A 17,289-nucleotide genomic window follows, 5' to 3' on the forward strand; every position below is an offset into this window, starting at 1 on the left:
GGGTAGTGTTATGAAACAATTCACACAACTGATCGTCGCACTGTTGCTGTTTGCAGTAGTCGGAACGATGCAACCCACAGCTGCTCAATCGATTTACCGCGATACCACCATTCAAGGTGAGCTCACTTATGCAGTGCACCCAGATTTTCCAGAGTTTGTCGGAACCTTGGAGACCCCACTTACATTTACTGTGGTGATCACGGAGGACCTGGCGGCACCGCAGTCTTATGGGAGTCCCGACGGTGGCGAGGCTTACGGTAATGTTACAACCGCTTACGAATTACGTATCTACGACGAGTTGGGTGTTGAAATACTTTATGATCGCGTCGACATACGTGATGCCGATACATCTGTGATCGACACCGTTGCAACCTACCACGACAGTCAAGCGCAAACGGCACTCGAATCTGCGATGTGGGGTATCATCGCCTCAAAAACAGGTACCACCGAATACGCATTGGGGTACAACTTTTATGGCTTCCGCGTGACCCCGTTCGGTGCAACAACCTCTCCGCTTGTCATCGCAATGACACCATTTCCAGAGCTGTTCGACGGCGTCATTGAACACCCGTTCCAAGTGGCAGCCGATCGTTCTAATCAACCGAGCTTCCGCTTCGAAGGTTCGGCAAATTACGTGTCTTACAATGGACCCGCAGTTGATTCCGACGGCGATGGTATTTTCGATTATGCCGATAGTTGTATTGCACCACTGACGAGTACCACCGTGATTTTCCGCGATTGGTATGACTCTGAAGTCATCAACTATGTTGATTCCTCAGGCTGCAGCATCATGGACCGCTATGCTGCGTGTGCGCCGGAACAACAAGAAGCACCCAGCTTCTTCAGTGCTTTCCAGCCACGTTTGAGTGGCCCTAATTACTGTGAAACGCAAGTTTCTTATCAACTTAACAGTGAAGGTCTGATCGATTACATGGAAGCGCGGATGTTGCGTGATGCGTTGTACATGTCCTATCGCAGCCAACCTAATTTATAAACACAGGTGAAATAGGTACGACCATGAAAACCAAATTGAAACTCTATGCCGCCGCGCCTGCGCTAGCGCTCATTGCAAGCACAGCAATGGCAACACCAGCAGAGCCGGTACCAACGCGAACTATCATCATCGAAGCGGTAAGCGAACCCTTTGTGTTCTTTGATAACCATGCGAATGAACCAATGGTTTATCCGATGACAATTACAATTGTCGAAGAACCAAACCCCGCTTTACTCTTCGAGGGCGGACCCAACTATCTTGAGTATTTCCATGCCACTAAAGAGATTAGTATTGAGGTGCGCGATGAATCGGGTGCTGTAATATTCGCGCAAACGCACGCCGACGACGGTTCACTCTGTGAATTCCCAACCGGAGATGCCGAGTTCAATCTCGCCGGCGGCGAGTATGAAAGTGGTTATGACTCTGCTGAATGGCGCACCACTAGCTGTGACGAATTATCGGGTGGTGAGTTTGAAGGCGGAAGTAGTGGCCATTTCGTATACATAGAGAATTATGTCTCCTTTAATGAAGAACAATTGAACGAGGAAATTTCACCTCTAAACAGTATTTTTGAGACTTGGGGGGGCTACCCAACCTTGTTAACCGGGGAACTTGAATACTTTTTGGTGTTCGGTGCCAGTTTTGGCACCATGCGACTCGACGCAACGGAAGTTAAAGCGAGCAATGAAGAACTCATGGATTACTTCACCTTTGCCCGCACCGTCTCGATTAATTACGGTGATTTGGACGCCGATGGTGACGGTCTGCCTGACGGTACGGATGCCTGCCCAGTATCCATCATGGACGAAAGTGTGAGCTTCAACGGATGGCTGGATTCCGGTGTGACCAATTATGTTGACCCTGAGGGATGCTCAGTAATGGACCACTATGCAGCTTGCCCAACACCTGAAGAGTCCTCTTCACCCTTTGGTTTTGGTTCTAGACTCGCAAGTCCAACCTATTGCGAGACCAGCGTCGCCTATGACTTACAACGTGAAGGTGTGATTGATTACCTTGAATCACGCATCTTACGCGATGCGCTGTACATGTCTTATCGCAGCATGCCGCGCTAGTTGCTGCATAAAGTCAGTAAAAAGCCGCTCTTTTGAGCGGCTTTTTTGATCTTGTATTGACAGTTTCCAAACTTGGCTTATGTTCAATAGAATAAAAACATTTACAAAGTAAGGGAACATCATGCGCAAATTCACTCGTCGCGGTCTGCAAGCTGCGGCATTTTCATCTCTATTAACGCTCATGGCTCCACTCTCGGCCGCTGAACAAACGCTCGAGATAAAAGGCGAGTTATTGTATTCGGGTCTTCCTGCCTTGAGCGAGTATCAAGGCCTGCTGTCGCAGCCGCTGCAGTTCACCGCGACCTTAGTAGAGGATGCGAGCCTTGCGGAAACAATAGAGAGTTTTGGTACCGGGCTCGAATATGCAAATGCCATTCGTAGTATCCGCATGCAGATTCATGCGCCATCTGGCGAGCTTGTCTATGATCGCGCAGTTAACTTTGATGCTGAAATCGCTACAGCTGAGCTGTTCTCCATCTTTCTGGATGGTGAAGTCGTCGGCGAATTAGGTTTCCCGGAAGGTTCCAATTTATGGAGCATCGCGAATTTCGGTGAGTTCGAGTACGTTCGGCGCGGCGTCAATTTAGGGTTCGATGTTTTTGCCTATGGCGTGGGGGCGAGCGGTGATGTATCCAGTGGTCTAGCGTCGCTTTTTGATGCCAGCGAAGGCTATCCAACGATAACCACGGGTAACTACAGTATTCCGTTTATCTATTTTGATGAATTTGAAGACTTTGTGGCTGACGTTGATAGTTTTGGTGCCGTACAAGGGTTTACCACCAGCGTACGCTATTTGAGTGACGATGCCGACAATGATGGCGTCGGCGATGATGCCGATAGTTGTCCTGCATCAGATACCCGCGACACCGTCGTCTTCGACTGGAACGATTCCGGTATCACCAACTACAGTTTTGCCGACGGCTGCACGTTAAGCGACAAATTTGCTGCCTGTAATACCGCAGCAAACTGTACGATGAAGCTACTAAACGCGCTACAGAAAGACGGTGATTTAACCATCGAAGAAGCCACCACGCTGCGCAATGCGTCGCAAGTTGGCTATCACTCACGCCGTCCACAATAAGCGGTTTACCCAGGTTCGGGCGCGGTTTTCCGCGCTCGAACAGCCTGTCCGACCAGTTGTTACAATTTTCCTCATCAAGCACTTGCATATTTGTAACTCATCGGACATGATTGAGCCTATAACATCCTAATAGGATTAGGTGGCTAACATGAAAAGAAGAACAACTATGTTAAAAAAATTACCTCTCGCGACAGCTGTGGCGCTAGCCTTCGCCGGATCTGCTGGGGCACATGCTGCAGAATTTGATGTAGGCGATTTCCGCGTTAAGTTTGATTCTATTATTTCGTATGGTGCTGCATGGCGTCTGGAAGATCCAGATCTACGTGTGCTGCATCCAGGTAACGCTGCCGGCGGTATGGGGCAATCAGGCGTAGCTGACGACGGTAACCTGAACTATGACAAAGGCGATATGGTGTCATCGGTTATCAAGGGCGTACACGACCTCAGCGTTGATGCTGGCGACTATGGTGCCTTCGTTCGTTTCAAATATTGGTACGACGATGTCATCAAGAACCAAGAAGTTGCACATGGTCATACGGCTACCAACTACACGCCAGACGTTACCCTTTATAACGATGGTTTAGATGATTTCTCAACGGGTTCGGGTTTTGAACTGCTTGACGCTTTCGTCTATGGCTACTTTGACTTGGGCGATATGCCAGTCAACGTGCGCCTAGGTCGCCAGGTATTGAGTTGGGGTGAAAGTACTTTCATCTTTAACGGCGTCAACGCGGTTAACCCGATCGACGTTAACGCAATCCGCCGTCCTGGTGTAGAAATCAAAGAAGCGCTGCTGCCAGTTGGTATGTTGAACGTCAACCTAGGTTTGACCGACGCCACCAGCTTGGATTTGTTCTATCAGTACGAGTGGGACAACACTAAGCTTGATGGTTGCGGTACCTTCTTCTCGACGATCGACATTTTAGGCGGTCCAGGCTGTAACAAAGTTACATTGAACCCACAGTTGGTCCCGGGCGATCCTTCAAGTAATTTGAGCGATGCGGAATCGGTTCAGTTCGGTACTTACTTAGATCGTGCACCTAACATTGAGCCAGACGATGGCGGTCAATATGGTTTTGCGCTACGTAACTACAACATGGATCTCGACGTAGAGTTCGGTCTCTACTACATGAACATCCATAACCAGACGCCAATTATTTCGGCGTACAACTGGAAAGAACAACCAGCCCCTAACTTGAGCCATCCAGACGGTATTCCAATTGCTGGCCCTGACTATGTATTGCAGTACCCAGAAGATACTGAAATCATGGGTGCGAGCTTCAGTACTAACTTCGGCTTGTGGTCAGTCGGTGGTGAATATAGCTTCCGTCCTGATTCTCCAGTGCAAATCAATACCACTGAAATCCTTACAGCAGGTCTACGTGCCGGCGTTCCGAGTACCTTTGGTGACCGCATTCGTGTAGATGGCGAAGGTAACTTCACCAACTTAGGCGAATTGCAAGCAGGTTACGATGAACTTGATGTCAGCCAGTTCCAGTTAACCGGTATTCGTTTCCTTGACAACGTGTTGGGCGCGAGTCGTTTGACCTTTATCGGTGAAGTAGCGATGAACAAAGTGCACTCGCTGCCAGGCCTTGATGAGCAACGGTATGGCCGTAACCCAGTTTATGGTAAGTGCTTAACCGTTGCCGACCAACGCATGCTAGGGAATCCAAACCCAGCAGCCGACATCAACTGTGAAGGCTTCGTAACTGCATCTTCATGGGGCTATCGCGCACGTTTTGTAGCAGACTACAACAACGTGTTTGCTGGTTGGAACATGACGCCAACATTGGCTATTGGTCATGATGTCAAAGGCTATTCGCCGAACAGCAACTTTATCGAAGGTCGTAAGACGGTCGGTTTAAGTGTTGATTTCAGCTACTTGTCAGCCTATAAAATCGGCGTTGGTTACAACATCAATACCGGTGGCGATTATGAGCCAGCATCTGACCGCGACTTCGCTGCGATTAGCTTCAGCTATAGCTTCTAAGTCACACCGAGTTCTAACAAAAACCCGCTTCGGCGGGTTTTTTTATGCGTTTCATCGAACAGCTCTTGCAGAAACTAGTGCGACCATCGTAACGTCAATGACAACGTTCAAGGGGGCAATATGAAAAAACTTATCGCTTTAACGCTTGCGGGTATGGCTTTGCCAGCTCTTGCTAGCGATACCAATTTATTCCAACCGGAAGATGTGTTCCAGCTAGAATACGCCAGTGCGCCGGCGATTCATCCTGAAGGTGGTTACACGGTCTTTATCCGTAACTATATGGACATCATGACCGACCGTAAATACGGCACTCTGTGGCGCGCCGATAACAAAGGCGAATTGCGGCCGTTGCTAGGTGGCGACGCCAACGATCATTCGCAAGTGTGGTCACCAGATGGCAGCAAACTAGCGTTCGTTTCGAACCGCAGCGGTAGCAATCAAATTCACTTGTACTGGACCGATACCAAAGATCACGCGCCAGTGACGCGCCTCACCGGCTCACCCAGCAACCTGAGTTGGTCGCCTGATGGCAAGTGGATTGCGTTTACCATGTTCACGCCAAAACCAAGTAAGGCACCGGTCAGTTTGCCCGCAGCACCTGAAGGCGCAAAATGGGCCGAGGCTCCTAAGTACATCGACAAAGACAATTATCGCTTCGATGGCGCTGGCTACCTGAAAGACGGCTACACCCAAATCTATGTAATGCCAGCAAATGGCGGTACGCCACGTCAAATTACCACTGGTGAATACAATCACGGCGGCGGGCTCACTTGGACTGGTGATAGCGCATCGATCATCTTCTCAGCTAACTTGCGCGATGACGCGTTTAATCAGCCGCAAAACTCCGAGCTCTATAGCGTGGCTGTTGCCGACGGCGAAATAACCCAACTGATCGATCGTGTCGGCCCAGACACTGCACCGACAGTGAGCCCAGACGGTAAGAAGCTCGCTTGGCTTGGTTATGATGATGAGAAAATGAGCCATCAGCTGACCAAACTATATGTAATGGATCTCGATGGCGAGGAACCACGTGTGCTCACCAACGAGCTCGATTACAGCGTCAGTGACGTGCAGTGGGCCGATGATAGTCGCGGTCTGTACTTTTCGTACGACCGTCATGGTAAAGGCCACATCGTTTATCAAAATCTAAACGGTAAACGCTCGGAGCTGACCGACGAAATGGGTGGCCTGAGTTACGGACGTCCGTACAGTGGTGGCGACTTTGACGTGGTCGGTAACGGCCAACTGGTCTACACCTTAGCCCACCCGCAACGTCCAGCTGACTTGGTGCTGCGTAATGGTAATATGAAGCGTCAATTAACCCGTCTCAACGACGACTTATTTGCGCATAAACAACTCGGCAAAGTCGAAGAGATTTGGTATGCGTCAAAACATGGTGATTACGATATCCAAGGTTGGATCCTTTACCCACCGAACTTCGATCCAACGCAGAAGTATCCACTGATTCTCGAGATTCATGGAGGTCCTCATACCGCTTATGCCAACACTTTCTCGGCTGAACTACAGTTGATGGCTGCTGCCGGTAATGTGGTGCTCTACACCAACCCACGCGGTAGTACTAGCTATGGCGAAGCGTTCGCACAAGAAATTCATCACAATTACCCGAGTCAGGATTACGATGACTTGATGGATGGGGTCGATGCGGTAATCGAAAAAGGCTTTATTGACGAAGAGCGTCTGTATGTCACCGGTGGTAGTGGTGGTGGTGTACTGACCGCGTGGATTGTCGGTCACACTGATCGATTCCGCGCAGCTGTCGTGGCGAAGCCGGTCATCAATTGGTACAGCTTCGTACTCACCGCTGATTTCTACAACTACTTCACCCAATACTGGTTCCCTGGTTTACCTTGGGAGAACTTGGAGCATTACATGAAGTATTCACCCATCAGCTACGTCGGCAATGTAACCACACCGACGATGTTGCTGACCGGTGAAGCGGATTACCGGACGCCTATTTCTGAGTCCGAGCAGTATTATCAAGCGCTGAAATTAGCTGGCGTTGAGACTGCCATGGTACGCGTACCTAATGCGCCGCATGGCATCTACAGCCGTCCGTCGAACCTCATTGGCAAGGTCGCTTACATCTTGCATTGGTTTGAGAAGTACGGGGAAAAAGCGCAATAGCGCCTGCTATTGCTGACGTTGCGGGCCAGCCTTATGGTTGGCTCGCACACTATCGAAATACAATTTAATTTGATGTTTCAAGCGTTGCAACGGACGTTTCTGTTGCGCACGACGGTCACCAATCGCAAAAATATCGCTCTCATGCTCGTGACTGTTGTCGACCGTGTAGGGCAGCAAACCACGCACGTTGAGTCCTAATTCATCTTGCCACTGCAAATCAACATCCACCGGCCGATAAAACGGTGGCCGCTTTGCCAATAATTTTTGCGCACCAGCTGCACTGACAACGTGACCACAAGCACCCATTGGCGGCTTACGGTAACGCACATAGCCAAAGGAACCAATATCACCCAGTTGAATGGCTTTTTGTTTCTTATAGGGCGCTGCAATCTTGATGAGATCCCACGCGTCGTCTAGTTTGGCAAGGGTCTGTGGTAAAAAACGGAAGCTATCGGCGAGGACCACATCGTCCTCTAAAATAATCGCGTAATCGAGCTGTTGGTCGAGCACTGCTTGCCAGGCTTTGAGGTGGGATAAATAGCAACCGATTTCACCACGCGTGAGCTCGTAGTGATAATGGGTCTGCGCGCGTTTACGGTCGAAGACTTCGGCAATGTCAGCCTCACTAAGCAGCGCACCATCGACGCCTTCAATGCGCTGAAAGGGCAAACCAATCGCATTCAAGCTATGTGAAATGGTACGCCAGCGATGTGCCGAACGCGGTAAATTAATGACAAAAATAGCCCATTTAGCAGCTTGGCCCATGTCGCCCTCCCTCTAATGCATACAACAACGTGAGGCGTCATTATACGACTGCAACGTCAGGGAGAATAGGCCTTTGCACTACTTTTTCATTGTTTAGGTGGAACTTTTTTGACTGCACGTTTACGCCGATAAGCCATCTCATAAAGCTTGGCTTCGGTCAGGAAAAAATGAAACGCATCGATGTTGGCTTTAATAAAGCCGCGCCAACCTGACCAAATCATCTGTCGGCCGAGATAGAACTTTAGAAACATCAGTGGGAAAATCAATAACAACCGCGGCAAACTACATGGACGGCCCTGCTGCTCGCGCTGCTCAGCTTTGAGCAATGAATAGGTGTTGAGCTTGTCCATGTAGCCATGCGCGCTGTCATAGCCGTAATGCTTCAAATAAATCGGCAAATAGGCGAGCGGGGGCTCCACCTCAATGTGTTCATGCACGAGCACGTCGGTGTTCATGTGGCATTTGTCTTTGCGGTAGACCCGGCGGTATTTGTGGTGCCGTGCTTTGCGCAAACTATGGCCCATGAAGATATCATCATGGTGGATCCAAATGCCGTTCACATCGCCTACCGCAATGCGTTCACGGATCATTTGCAAGCCACCCGCAGGCAACACTTCATCGCCATCCAGATTCAAAATCCAGTTATGGGTGCATTGCTTGATGCCAAACTCTTTTTGCTTGGCGTAGCCCGGCCAGTCATTGTGGACAATCCGTGCACCATGCCGTTTAGCGATCTCTAAGGTTTCATCAGTAGAACCTGAGTCTATGATGACAATCTCCTCGACGCCGCGCACACTCTCGAGCACTTCGTCGAGATGCGCTGCTTCATTTAACGTGATCACGAACACACTCATTGGCGGAAAGTGGCTTTTTGCTGACATGGCGAGCCTCAGGTTGCTAACATAAGTAGCCTCATGATAACGCAAAATACGCTTAAATAGAGAATAGGGGAGCAGCAAGTGACCAAAAAAACTTGGACGGATTTACTCGCCGACGAGAAGCAGCAACCGTATTTTCAAGAGTTACTGGCGCGGGTGCAGCACGAACGCGAGCAAGGCAAAGCGATTTACCCGCCACGAGAACACGTCTTCCAAGCCTTTAAACTGACCCCATTAAACACTTTGAAGGTCGTCATCTTAGGCCAAGACCCGTACCACGGCCCCGGCCAAGCGCATGGCTTATGCTTTTCGGTACCGCCGGGCGTGCCTGCACCACCGTCGTTGAAGAATATCTTCAAAGCCCTGCAGCACGATTTTCCCGACTATCAGCCGCCACAACACGGCGATTTGACAACGTGGGCCGAACAAGGCGTGTTGTTGCTGAATACGGTGCTGACAGTTGAACAAGGTCAAGCCGGGTCGCATGCGAAATGGGGCTGGGAACGCTTTACGGATCACGTGATAGCGCAAATCAACGCGCATTGCGAAGGGATTGTTTTTCTGCTCTGGGGAGCGCACGCGCAAAAGAAAGGGGCACTGATCGACCGGCAACGGCATCATGTGCTCACGGCAGTGCATCCGTCGCCATTATCAGCCCACCGCGGGTTTTTGACCTGCGGCCACTTCAAACGCACCAACGAGCTGCTAGCGCAGCAGGCAAAGCCACCGATCAGCTATTAGCTACTCGTTAGTCGTTACTCGTTAATCGTTAGGGGGAGATTTCCGCTCGTTCTTCTCTAAAGTCGACATAGAAGAAACAACACACAGAGCTTCATCCGCAAAAACAGATGCGCTCGACCTTAACGAGTAACGAGTAACGAATAACGGTCTTTTAGAAATCGAGTTCGTCGAGTTCGAGATCGTCTTCGCAGCCCATCGCCGCTAATTCATCTCGCAACCGATATTTCTCTTTTAGCGCTTCAATTTCCCGCCACTTACGCTTGCTCGCGCGTGACTTGTTCTGTTTTGCTTCAACACCGTTTAGCTCTTCTGAATGATCCATGGGATCCTCCTAGCTTATAGTTCTTATTTTAGGCATAGCGCAACAGATAAATAACACTTGCTGAATAAAAACACAAGTGCTGGTCGCTACTCGTTAATCGTTAGTCGTTAATCGTTAGGGTGAGGTGGCCGCACATTTCTTTATAGTGTCGATATAGAGGAAAGAGTATGCGAAGTTACATCCGCAAAAACAAAAGCGCTCGACCTTCACGATAAACGAATAACGACTAACGACTAACGGGTTTTGCTTTTCACGAGCGTAGCGAGTATAATCCGCGGCCACAAAATCGTTCTTTCACAGCACAGGTAAATTGGTATGCATCCCATGTTAAACATCGCGGTGCGCGCTGCGCGTGCGGCCGGTAAAATTTTAACGAAGAACTTCGGCGTCGAAGCTGATTTTAAAGTTCAGGCGAAAAGCCAGAACGACTTTGTCAGTGATATCGACAAAGCTGCAGAGCAAGCAATCGTAAACACGATTCTGAAAACCTTCCCAGATCACAGCATTTTGGCGGAAGAGGCTGGCAGCATCGAAGGCAAAACACCAGAGCATCAGTGGATTATTGACCCACTTGATGGCACCACCAATTACCTGCGCGGTATCCCTCATTTCGCCATCTCTATTGCTTACCTTCACAAAGGTACGGTGCAGGCTGCGGTCGTTTACGATCCGCTGCGCGAAGAGCTGTTTTCAGCAAGCAAAGGCACCGGTGCCCAGTTAAATGGTAAACGCTTACGCGTTGGCGCTAAACGCGACCTCAATGGTGCGTTATTAGCTACCGGTTTCCCGTTCAAACGTAAAGACCTGACGAAAGAATACCAAGCGATTTTTGGCGCACTCTTCGAGCACACTGCGGACATGCGTCGTTGTGGTTCAGCCGCGCTTGACTTAGCTTACGTGGCAGCCGGTCGCATTGATGCGTTCTGGGAATTTAGTCTGGAGAAGTGGGACATCGCCGCAGGCAGCTTGATTGTCCGTGAAGCGGGCGGTTTGATGACTGATTTCGCGGGTGGTCATGACTTTATGCAAAGCGGTCACACCGTTGCTGGTAGCCCGAAAGTTGTACAACACTTGTTGACCAAAGCACGTCCCCACTTACCTGAAAGTATGAAGTAATCACTATGCTCGACAATATTCGCATCGTCCTCGTCAACACCTCGCACACCGGCAATATTGGCTCGGTGGCGCGAGCTATGAAAACCATGGGGTTGTCGCAGCTAACTTTGGTGGATCCTGTGCAAGCTCCCGACAGCCATGCTTCGGCGTTGGCTGCGGGTGCCACCGACGTGTTGCATCATGCCAATATTGTCAGCACTTTGAGCGAAGCCATTAGCGATTGCGGCATGGTCATTGGTACCAGTGCCCGCAATCGTACCTTAGACTGGCCGTTACTCGGGCCCCGCGAAGCTGCCAGTCAGCTACTCGCTGAAAGTGCACATTACCAAGTTGCCTTGGTATTTGGGCGCGAAAGTAGCGGCTTGACCAATGATGAGCTGCAGCAGTGCACACATCACGTGCACATCCCTTCCAATCCGGATTACAGCTCGCTGAATCTAGCCATGGCGGTGCAAACTCTCGCCTATGAGCTACGCATGCAATGGCTGGAAGCCAATGAGCAGCCTGTTGCAGCCGAAAGTGAGTATCCACTTACTGAAGACCTAGAACGTTTTTACGTACACCTCGAGCAAACGCTCACCGACACCGGTTTTATCATTCAGAATCACCCAGGCCAGGTGATGGCGAAGCTGCGTCGACTGTTTACCCGAGCGCGCCCGGAAGTGAATGAGCTCAATATTCTGCGCGGCATCCTCGCCTCGATCGACAAACAAACCCGTTAATGGTTATTCGTTAATCGTTAGGGTGAGGTTTTATCAGGCCCCCAACGAATAACGAATAACGAATAACGAATAACGAATAACGGTCCTTCATAATACTTGACTAAAATAGTCGGGAATGCGAAAATTACGGCACAAACATAGAGGAGACAAAGCAATGCGCTTAACCTCAAAAGGCCGATATGCAGTTACCGCAATGCTTGACGTTGCGTTACACACAGAACATGGACCTGTGCCGTTAGCTGATATTTCAGAACGGCAGGGGATTTCGCTTAGTTATCTTGAACAATTATTTGCGCGTTTACGTAAGCATGGCTTGGTAAGCAGTGTGCGTGGACCTGGCGGCGGTTATCTACTGGGTTACACACCGCAGGAAATTTCCATTAGCGCTGTGATTCAAGCAGTCGATGAAACCATTGACGCGACCAAATGTGGTGGTAAAGGCGGTTGCCAAGGTGGAAGTCGTTGTTTAACGCACAACCTGTGGTCAAGCCTGAGTGACCGTATTGAAGATTTCTTAGCCGGTATTAGTTTGGCGGAATTAGTGAAGCAACGCGACATTACTGAAGTTGCGCAACGCCAGAATGCCAAGATCGCGGAACAGAAGAAACGCGAGCAACAAATTGCACTGAATTGTCAGTTATAAGCTGTCTGACACTAAGGAGTAGCACCGAATGAAACTTCCGATTTATTTTGATTATGCAGCGACCACTCCGGTCGACCCTCGCGTCGCCGAGAAAATGATGCAGTTTTTAACACCAGACGGTCAGTTTGGTAACCCGGCATCGCGTTCGCACCGTTTCGGTTGGCAGGCTGAAGAAGCGATCGACATCGCTCGCAACCAGATTGCTGAACTGATTAACGCAGACCCACGTGAAATCGTTTTTACTTCGGGTGCAACGGAGTCAGATAACCTTGCAATTAAAGGTGCGGCTGAGTTTTACCAGAAAAAAGGTAAGCACATCATTACGGTGAAGACCGAACACAAAGCGGTACTCGACACCTGCCGTCAACTTGAGCGTGAAGGCTTTGAAGTGACCTACTTAGATGTAGAGTCAGACGGCTTGATCGATATCGAGAAGTTTAAGGCAGCGTTGCGTGAAGACACTGTGGTGGTCAGCGTGATGCACGTCAATAACGAAATTGGTGTGATTCAAGACATTGAAACCATCGGTAACTTGTGCCGTGCCAACAAAACCGTATTCCATGTGGACGCGGCGCAGAGCGCTGGCAAAGTCGACATCGATTTGCAGACCCTGCCGGTTGATTTGATGAGTTTCTCAGGTCACAAAATGTATGGTCCGAAAGGCATCGGTGCCTTGTATGTGCGTCGTCGCCCGCGTATCCGTTTGAATGCGCAGATGCATGGTGGCGGTCATGAGCGCGGCATGCGCTCAGGTACTTTGCCGACGCATCAAATCGTTGGCATGGGTGAAGCTGCGCGTATCGCGAAAGAAGAGATGGCAGCAGAACGCGAGCGGTTCTTCGCCCTCCGTGAGCGCTTGTGGAACGGCGTAAAAGATATCGAAGAGGTGTACATCAACGGCAACATGGAACATAGCGTGCCGCACATCTTCAACATCAGCTTTAACTTCGTTGAAGGTGAAAGCTTGATCATGGCATTGAAAGACCTTGCGGTATCTTCAGGTTCAGCCTGTACATCGGCCAGTCTTGAGCCGTCGTATGTGTTGCGTGCGTTAGGTCGCAACGATGAATTGGCACACAGCTCGATTCGCTTTAGCTTCGGCCGTTTTACTACTGAAGCAGAAATCGACCACGCAATTGAACAGATTCAGAAATCCATTGGTCGCCTGCGCGACATGTCACCCCTTTGGGAAATGTACAAAGATGGCGTTGATTTAGAAAGCGTCGCCTGGGTGGCTCACTAAGAGAGGTAAAGTGGTATGGCATACAGCAACAAAGTAATCGACCATTATGAAAATCCACGTAACGTGGGCTCGTTTGAAAAAGACGACCCAAGCGTTGTAACCGGTATGGTTGGCGCCCCTGCATGTGGCGACGTGATGAAGTTACAGTTGAAAATCAACGATCAAGGCATTATTGAAGATGCCAAGTTCAAAACTTATGGCTGTGGTTCAGCGATTGCATCAAGCTCATTGGTAACAGAATGGGTGAAAGGTAAGTCAATCGATGAAGCGGCACAGTTGAAGAACACTCAGATCGCTGAAGAGCTAGCATTACCACCAGTGAAGATTCACTGTTCGATCTTGGCGGAAGACGCAATTAAAGCTGCGTTGGAAGATTACAAGAAGAAGCACGCTAGCTAAATTTTAGCTGTTACTAGTGAACGAATGAGGCAGGAATGGCAATCACCATGACTGAAGCGGCTGCGCAACGTGCGCGGTCGTTCTTAGAACAACGTGGTAAAGGCGAGGGCATTCGGTTGGGCGTTAAAACCACCGGTTGCTCGGGTCTTGCTTACGTGATGGAATTCGTCGATCAAGTCGATGACACCGATACTGTGTTCGAAGAAAAGGGCGTGAAAATCATCATTGACGGTAAAAGCATGGTTTATCTTGACGGTACCGAGCTAGATTACGTCAAAGAGGGTTTGAACGAAGGCTTCGAGTTTAACAACCCGAACGCCAAAGGCGAGTGTGGTTGCGGCGAGAGCTTTAACGTCTAACTATGAACCACTATGAGCTTTTTGATTTGCCAGTTGGCTATGCGGTCGACTTGGCGGATTTGCAACAGCGTTATCGCAAGCTGCAACAAACCATGCACCCCGATCGCTTCGCTGCTGGCAGCGAGCGCGATAAACTACGCGCGGTGCAGCTGACCTCGCAACTTAACGATGCTTATCATACCCTGCGCGACCCTTTGGCCCGCGCAGAGTATCTATTGTCATTGCGCGGTGTAGAGCTGCGGCACGAGCAGCAAACGTTGCAAGATCCTGAGTTTTTGATGGCACAAATGGAATGGCGCGAGCGTTTAGCTGAGCTCGACGCGAGTGATTTGTCGGCATTAGATGCGGCGGGCGCTGATTTACAGCGTGAGCAGGCTGCGTTGCAAGCCGAGCTGGAACAGGCTTTGAACGCTTCTGAAGATGAGGTTGCCGCCGACACCATCCGCAAACTCAAATTTATGCGCAAGCTTGGCCGCGAACTCGAAGCTCTAGAAGAGCTGTAGCCCGAATCACGAATCACGAATCACGAATAACGAGGTTTCAATGGCACTTTTGCAAATTGCAGAACCTGGACAAAGTACCGCACCGCATCAACATCGATTGGCTGCAGGTATCGACTTAGGTACCACCAACTCACTGGTCGCTACCGTACGTAGTGGCGAAGCCAACGTTTTGAAAGACGCAGAAGACCGCGCCATTTTGCCATCAGTGGTTTACTACGGTGCCGATGAAATATGCACCGGCTATGAAGCACTCGCAAAACACAGCGACGCTAGCATCGCTACTGAAGACACCATAGTTTCAGTGAAACGTTTTATCGGTCGTACCATTGCCGATGTCGAGCGCAACTTTTCAAACCTGCCATACCGCATGAGCGAAACCGAGAATGGCGTTCCGGTTTTTCATACTTCTGCGGGCGCACGCAATGCGGTCGAAGTGTCTGCCGACATCCTGCGGACGCTGGCGGCACGCGCCGAAGCCTCTTTGGGCGGCGAACTGACTGGCGTGGTGATTACCGTGCCAGCTTACTTCGACGATGCGCAACGGCAAAGCACCAAAGATGCAGCGCAACTGGCTGGGTTAAAAGTTCTACGGTTATTAAACGAACCGACCGCAGCAGCGGTTGCCTACGGCCTAGATTCCGGTCGTGAAGGGCTGATTGCCGTTTACGATTTAGGCGGTGGCACTTTTGATATTTCAATTTTGCGGCTGCAAGGTGGCGTGTTTGAAGTGTTGGCGACCGGCGGCGACAGCGCCCTTGGCGGCGATGATTTTGACCAGCTCATCGTGGCACATTTGAAACAAGTCTGGGGGCTTGCTGACGCCGTACCTGCGCGCCTCGAACGCTCATTGATCAACGCCGCGAAACAAGCCAAAGAATCCCTCACCTCCGCTGATGAGGTCGAAGTACGCGTAGCCCTTAGTTCTACTACGGAGCAACAAGCATCCAACGCCGATGTCGGCACTGAAACCCTCACCACCACCTTAACGCGCGCGCAACTCGACGAGCTTATCGAACCATTAGTACGCCGCACCATTTTGAGCTGCCGCCGGGTACTAAAAGATGCCGGTGTCGATGCTTCAGAAATTTTAGACGTGGTCATGGTCGGTGGTTCGACTCGCGTACCACGTGTACGCTCAGCTGTTGGCGAATTCTTCGGTCGTGAGCCGTTGACCTCTATCGACCCTGACCAAGTGGTCGCGATTGGCGCCGCCGTGCAAGCTGATATCCTAGCGGGCAATAAGCCAGACTCAGACATGCTATTGCTCGACGTGATTCCATTGTCACTCGGCCTAGAAACCATGGGCGGCTTGGTAGAAAAAGTCATTCCGCGCAACACCACGATTCCGGTGGCACGAGCGCAAGAATTTACCACCTTCAAAGACGGCCAAACCGCGATGATGATCCACGTGGTGCAAGGCGAGCGTGAGCTCGTTGACGACTGCCGTTCATTGGCGCGCTTCGTGCTGACTGATATTCCGCCGCTGGCTGCTGGTGCGGCCCACATTCGTGTGACCTTCCAAGTAGATGCCGACGGACTGTTGAGCGTAACCGCGATGGAAAAATCCAGTGGCGTCAGTGCCTCGATTCAAGTAAAACCTTCTTATGGCTTGAACGACGAAGATATTTCGCAAATGATCACCTCGTCAATGACCAACGCCAAAGAAGATATGGCCGCACGCATGCTGCGCGAACAGCAAGTTGAAGCCGATCGTGTGCTCGAGGCGTTGAGCAGTGCCTTGGCAGCCGATGCCGACTTGCTTGATAGTGATGAACGTGAACGCTTAGACAAGGCGATGGCAGCCTTGCGCGAAGCTCGCGCAGGCACAGAAACCGCCGCCATCGAAAAAGCTATTGAAGCTGTCGATAAAGCTAGCGAAGACTTCGCCGCGCGCCGTATGGATGCCGGTATTCGTAAAGCCTTATCAGGCAGTAACGTCAACGAATTGTAACGGGGATACCAATGCCACAAATCGTTTTTTTACCGCATGAAGAACTGTGCCCTGAGGGCGCCGCCGTTGAAGCCAATGACGGCGAAACCGTACTTGATGTCGCCCTCCGTAATGGGATTGGCATTGAACACGCCTGCGAGAAAGTCTGCGCCTGCACCACGTGTCACGTCTACGTACGTGAAGGTTACGACTCACTCGCCGAAATCAATGACAACGAAGACGACATGCTCGACAAAGCTTGGGGCCTCGACCCGGACTCACGCCTAAGCTGCCAAGCGCGCGTCAACGGCGAAGACCTGGTCATCGAGATCCCCAAGTACACCATTAACATGGTCAAAGAAAACCACTAAGAAGGGCAGCC

Annotated in this window: 18 protein-coding genes; 15 read left to right on the forward strand and 3 right to left on the reverse strand. The window is 50.5% G+C overall.

Translation table 11 applies throughout. From position 1 onward, the window contains the following. Nucleotides 1-10 precede the first annotated feature (10 nt). From IDAT_RS05405 to IDAT_RS05425, 5 genes are all read left to right on the forward strand, one after another. Entirely contained in the window at nt 11-994 is a 984-nt protein-coding gene (locus IDAT_RS05405; RefSeq protein ID WP_034731540.1) for a hypothetical protein, read from the forward strand. Nucleotides 995-1,017: 23 nt separating this feature from the next. Then, nucleotides 1,018-2,067: a hypothetical protein gene (locus IDAT_RS05410; protein ID WP_034731542.1), complete on the forward strand. Its 1,050-nt coding sequence runs from the start codon at nt 1,018-1,020 to the stop codon at nt 2,065-2,067. A 121-nt stretch (nt 2,068-2,188) separates the two neighbouring features. Next, on the forward strand, nt 2,189-3,148 hold the full coding sequence (locus IDAT_RS05415) for a hypothetical protein (RefSeq protein ID WP_034731543.1): 960 nt from the start codon (nt 2,189-2,191) through the stop codon (nt 3,146-3,148). 166 nt (nt 3,149-3,314) lie between these two features. Beyond that, on the forward strand, nt 3,315-5,141 hold the full coding sequence (locus IDAT_RS05420) for a DUF1302 domain-containing protein (RefSeq protein ID WP_034731546.1): 1,827 nt from the start codon (nt 3,315-3,317) through the stop codon (nt 5,139-5,141). Between the two features lie 120 nt (nt 5,142-5,261). Continuing rightward, nucleotides 5,262-7,286 carry a S9 family peptidase gene (locus IDAT_RS05425; RefSeq protein WP_034731548.1) on the forward strand — a complete coding sequence of 675 codons (2,025 nt, stop codon included), beginning with the start codon at nt 5,262-5,264 and terminating at the stop codon, nt 7,284-7,286. Nucleotides 7,287-7,292: 6 nt separating this feature from the next. Here the strand turns inward: IDAT_RS05425 and IDAT_RS05430 are convergent, their stop codons facing one another. Both IDAT_RS05430 and IDAT_RS05435 read right to left on the reverse strand, forming a co-directional pair. Further along, entirely contained in the window at nt 7,293-8,051 is a 759-nt protein-coding gene (locus IDAT_RS05430) for a glycosyltransferase family 25 protein (RefSeq protein ID WP_034731550.1), read from the reverse strand. An 86-nt stretch (nt 8,052-8,137) separates the two neighbouring features. Next, entirely contained in the window at nt 8,138-8,932 is a 795-nt protein-coding gene (locus IDAT_RS05435; RefSeq protein ID WP_034731552.1) for a glycosyltransferase family 2 protein, read from the reverse strand. Nucleotides 8,933-9,010: 78 nt separating this feature from the next. Between IDAT_RS05435 and ung the strand changes: the two genes are divergently transcribed. Further along, nucleotides 9,011-9,670 carry a uracil-DNA glycosylase gene (gene ung, locus IDAT_RS05440; protein ID WP_034731556.1) on the forward strand — a complete coding sequence of 220 codons (660 nt, stop codon included), beginning with the start codon at nt 9,011-9,013 and terminating at the stop codon, nt 9,668-9,670. 151 nt (nt 9,671-9,821) lie between these two features. Here ung and IDAT_RS13125 read toward each other — a convergent pair whose 3' ends face one another. Then, the gene (locus tag IDAT_RS13125) at nt 9,822-9,992 is read right to left on the reverse strand and encodes a DUF3545 family protein (protein ID WP_081909763.1); all 171 of its coding nucleotides are present in this window, start codon (nt 9,990-9,992) and stop codon (nt 9,822-9,824) included. Nucleotides 9,993-10,307: 315 nt separating this feature from the next. Between IDAT_RS13125 and suhB the strand changes: the two genes are divergently transcribed. From suhB to fdx, 9 genes are all read left to right on the forward strand, one after another. After that, the gene (gene suhB, locus IDAT_RS05445; protein ID WP_034731559.1) at nt 10,308-11,108 is read left to right on the forward strand and encodes an inositol-1-monophosphatase; all 801 of its coding nucleotides are present in this window, start codon (nt 10,308-10,310) and stop codon (nt 11,106-11,108) included. A gap of 5 nt (nt 11,109-11,113) precedes the next feature. After that, the gene (gene trmJ, locus IDAT_RS05450) at nt 11,114-11,830 is read left to right on the forward strand and encodes a tRNA (cytosine(32)/uridine(32)-2'-O)-methyltransferase TrmJ (RefSeq protein ID WP_034731562.1); all 717 of its coding nucleotides are present in this window, start codon (nt 11,114-11,116) and stop codon (nt 11,828-11,830) included. Nucleotides 11,831-11,984: 154 nt separating this feature from the next. Continuing rightward, nucleotides 11,985-12,473: a Fe-S cluster assembly transcriptional regulator IscR gene (iscR, locus tag IDAT_RS05455; protein ID WP_034731564.1), complete on the forward strand. Its 489-nt coding sequence runs from the start codon at nt 11,985-11,987 to the stop codon at nt 12,471-12,473. Between the two features lie 28 nt (nt 12,474-12,501). Next, complete coding sequence (locus tag IDAT_RS05460) at nt 12,502-13,716, forward strand: IscS subfamily cysteine desulfurase (protein ID WP_034731566.1); 1,215 nt, start codon at nt 12,502-12,504, stop codon at nt 13,714-13,716. A gap of 15 nt (nt 13,717-13,731) precedes the next feature. After that, nucleotides 13,732-14,115, forward strand: coding sequence for a Fe-S cluster assembly scaffold IscU (iscU, locus tag IDAT_RS05465; protein WP_034731569.1), 384 nt, complete (start codon nt 13,732-13,734; stop codon nt 14,113-14,115). A 35-nt stretch (nt 14,116-14,150) separates the two neighbouring features. Then, nucleotides 14,151-14,474, forward strand: a complete 324-nt coding sequence (gene iscA, locus IDAT_RS05470) for an iron-sulfur cluster assembly protein IscA (RefSeq protein ID WP_034731572.1) — start codon at nt 14,151-14,153, stop codon at nt 14,472-14,474. Nucleotides 14,475-14,476: 2 nt separating this feature from the next. Next, nucleotides 14,477-14,977, forward strand: a complete 501-nt coding sequence (gene hscB, locus IDAT_RS05475) for a co-chaperone HscB (RefSeq protein WP_034731575.1) — start codon at nt 14,477-14,479, stop codon at nt 14,975-14,977. 40 nt (nt 14,978-15,017) lie between these two features. After that, nucleotides 15,018-16,928 carry a Fe-S protein assembly chaperone HscA gene (gene hscA / locus IDAT_RS05480; RefSeq protein WP_034731577.1) on the forward strand — a complete coding sequence of 637 codons (1,911 nt, stop codon included), beginning with the start codon at nt 15,018-15,020 and terminating at the stop codon, nt 16,926-16,928. 11 nt (nt 16,929-16,939) lie between these two features. Beyond that, nucleotides 16,940-17,278 (forward strand): ISC system 2Fe-2S type ferredoxin, encoded by a 339-nt coding sequence (gene fdx, locus IDAT_RS05485; protein WP_034731579.1) that lies wholly within the window; start codon nt 16,940-16,942, stop codon nt 17,276-17,278. The last annotated feature ends 11 nt before the right edge of the window (nt 17,279-17,289 follow it).

The sequence above is a fragment of the Pseudidiomarina atlantica genome, from assembly GCF_000753735.1.
GTDB lineage: Bacteria > Pseudomonadota > Gammaproteobacteria > Enterobacterales > Alteromonadaceae > Pseudidiomarina > Pseudidiomarina atlantica.

What these genes read in the sequence shown, in the direction of transcription:
- IDAT_RS05430 (WP_034731550.1), bottom strand. Translation starts at nt 8,051, where the DNA reads ATGGGCCAAGCTGCTAAATGGGCTATTTTTGTCATTAATTTACCGCGT.
- fdx (WP_034731579.1), top strand. Translation starts at nt 16,940, where the DNA reads ATGCCACAAATCGTTTTTTTACCGCATGAAGAACTGTGCCCTGAGGGC.
- hscA (WP_034731577.1), top strand. Translation starts at nt 15,018, where the DNA reads ATGGCACTTTTGCAAATTGCAGAACCTGGACAAAGTACCGCACCGCAT.
- IDAT_RS05410 (WP_034731542.1), top strand. Translation starts at nt 1,018, where the DNA reads ATGAAAACCAAATTGAAACTCTATGCCGCCGCGCCTGCGCTAGCGCTC.
- iscA (WP_034731572.1), top strand. Translation starts at nt 14,151, where the DNA reads ATGGCAATCACCATGACTGAAGCGGCTGCGCAACGTGCGCGGTCGTTC.
- IDAT_RS05415 (WP_034731543.1), top strand. Translation starts at nt 2,189, where the DNA reads ATGCGCAAATTCACTCGTCGCGGTCTGCAAGCTGCGGCATTTTCATCT.
- IDAT_RS05435 (WP_034731552.1), bottom strand. Translation starts at nt 8,932, where the DNA reads ATGTCAGCAAAAAGCCACTTTCCGCCAATGAGTGTGTTCGTGATCACG.
- trmJ (WP_034731562.1), top strand. Translation starts at nt 11,114, where the DNA reads ATGCTCGACAATATTCGCATCGTCCTCGTCAACACCTCGCACACCGGC.
- suhB (WP_034731559.1), top strand. Translation starts at nt 10,308, where the DNA reads ATGCATCCCATGTTAAACATCGCGGTGCGCGCTGCGCGTGCGGCCGGT.
- iscR (WP_034731564.1), top strand. Translation starts at nt 11,985, where the DNA reads ATGCGCTTAACCTCAAAAGGCCGATATGCAGTTACCGCAATGCTTGAC.
- IDAT_RS05405 (WP_034731540.1), top strand. Translation starts at nt 11, where the DNA reads ATGAAACAATTCACACAACTGATCGTCGCACTGTTGCTGTTTGCAGTA.
- iscU (WP_034731569.1), top strand. Translation starts at nt 13,732, where the DNA reads ATGGCATACAGCAACAAAGTAATCGACCATTATGAAAATCCACGTAAC.
- IDAT_RS05420 (WP_034731546.1), top strand. Translation starts at nt 3,315, where the DNA reads ATGTTAAAAAAATTACCTCTCGCGACAGCTGTGGCGCTAGCCTTCGCC.
- hscB (WP_034731575.1), top strand. Translation starts at nt 14,477, where the DNA reads ATGAACCACTATGAGCTTTTTGATTTGCCAGTTGGCTATGCGGTCGAC.
- IDAT_RS05425 (WP_034731548.1), top strand. Translation starts at nt 5,262, where the DNA reads ATGAAAAAACTTATCGCTTTAACGCTTGCGGGTATGGCTTTGCCAGCT.
- IDAT_RS05460 (WP_034731566.1), top strand. Translation starts at nt 12,502, where the DNA reads ATGAAACTTCCGATTTATTTTGATTATGCAGCGACCACTCCGGTCGAC.
- IDAT_RS13125 (WP_081909763.1), bottom strand. Translation starts at nt 9,992, where the DNA reads ATGGATCATTCAGAAGAGCTAAACGGTGTTGAAGCAAAACAGAACAAG.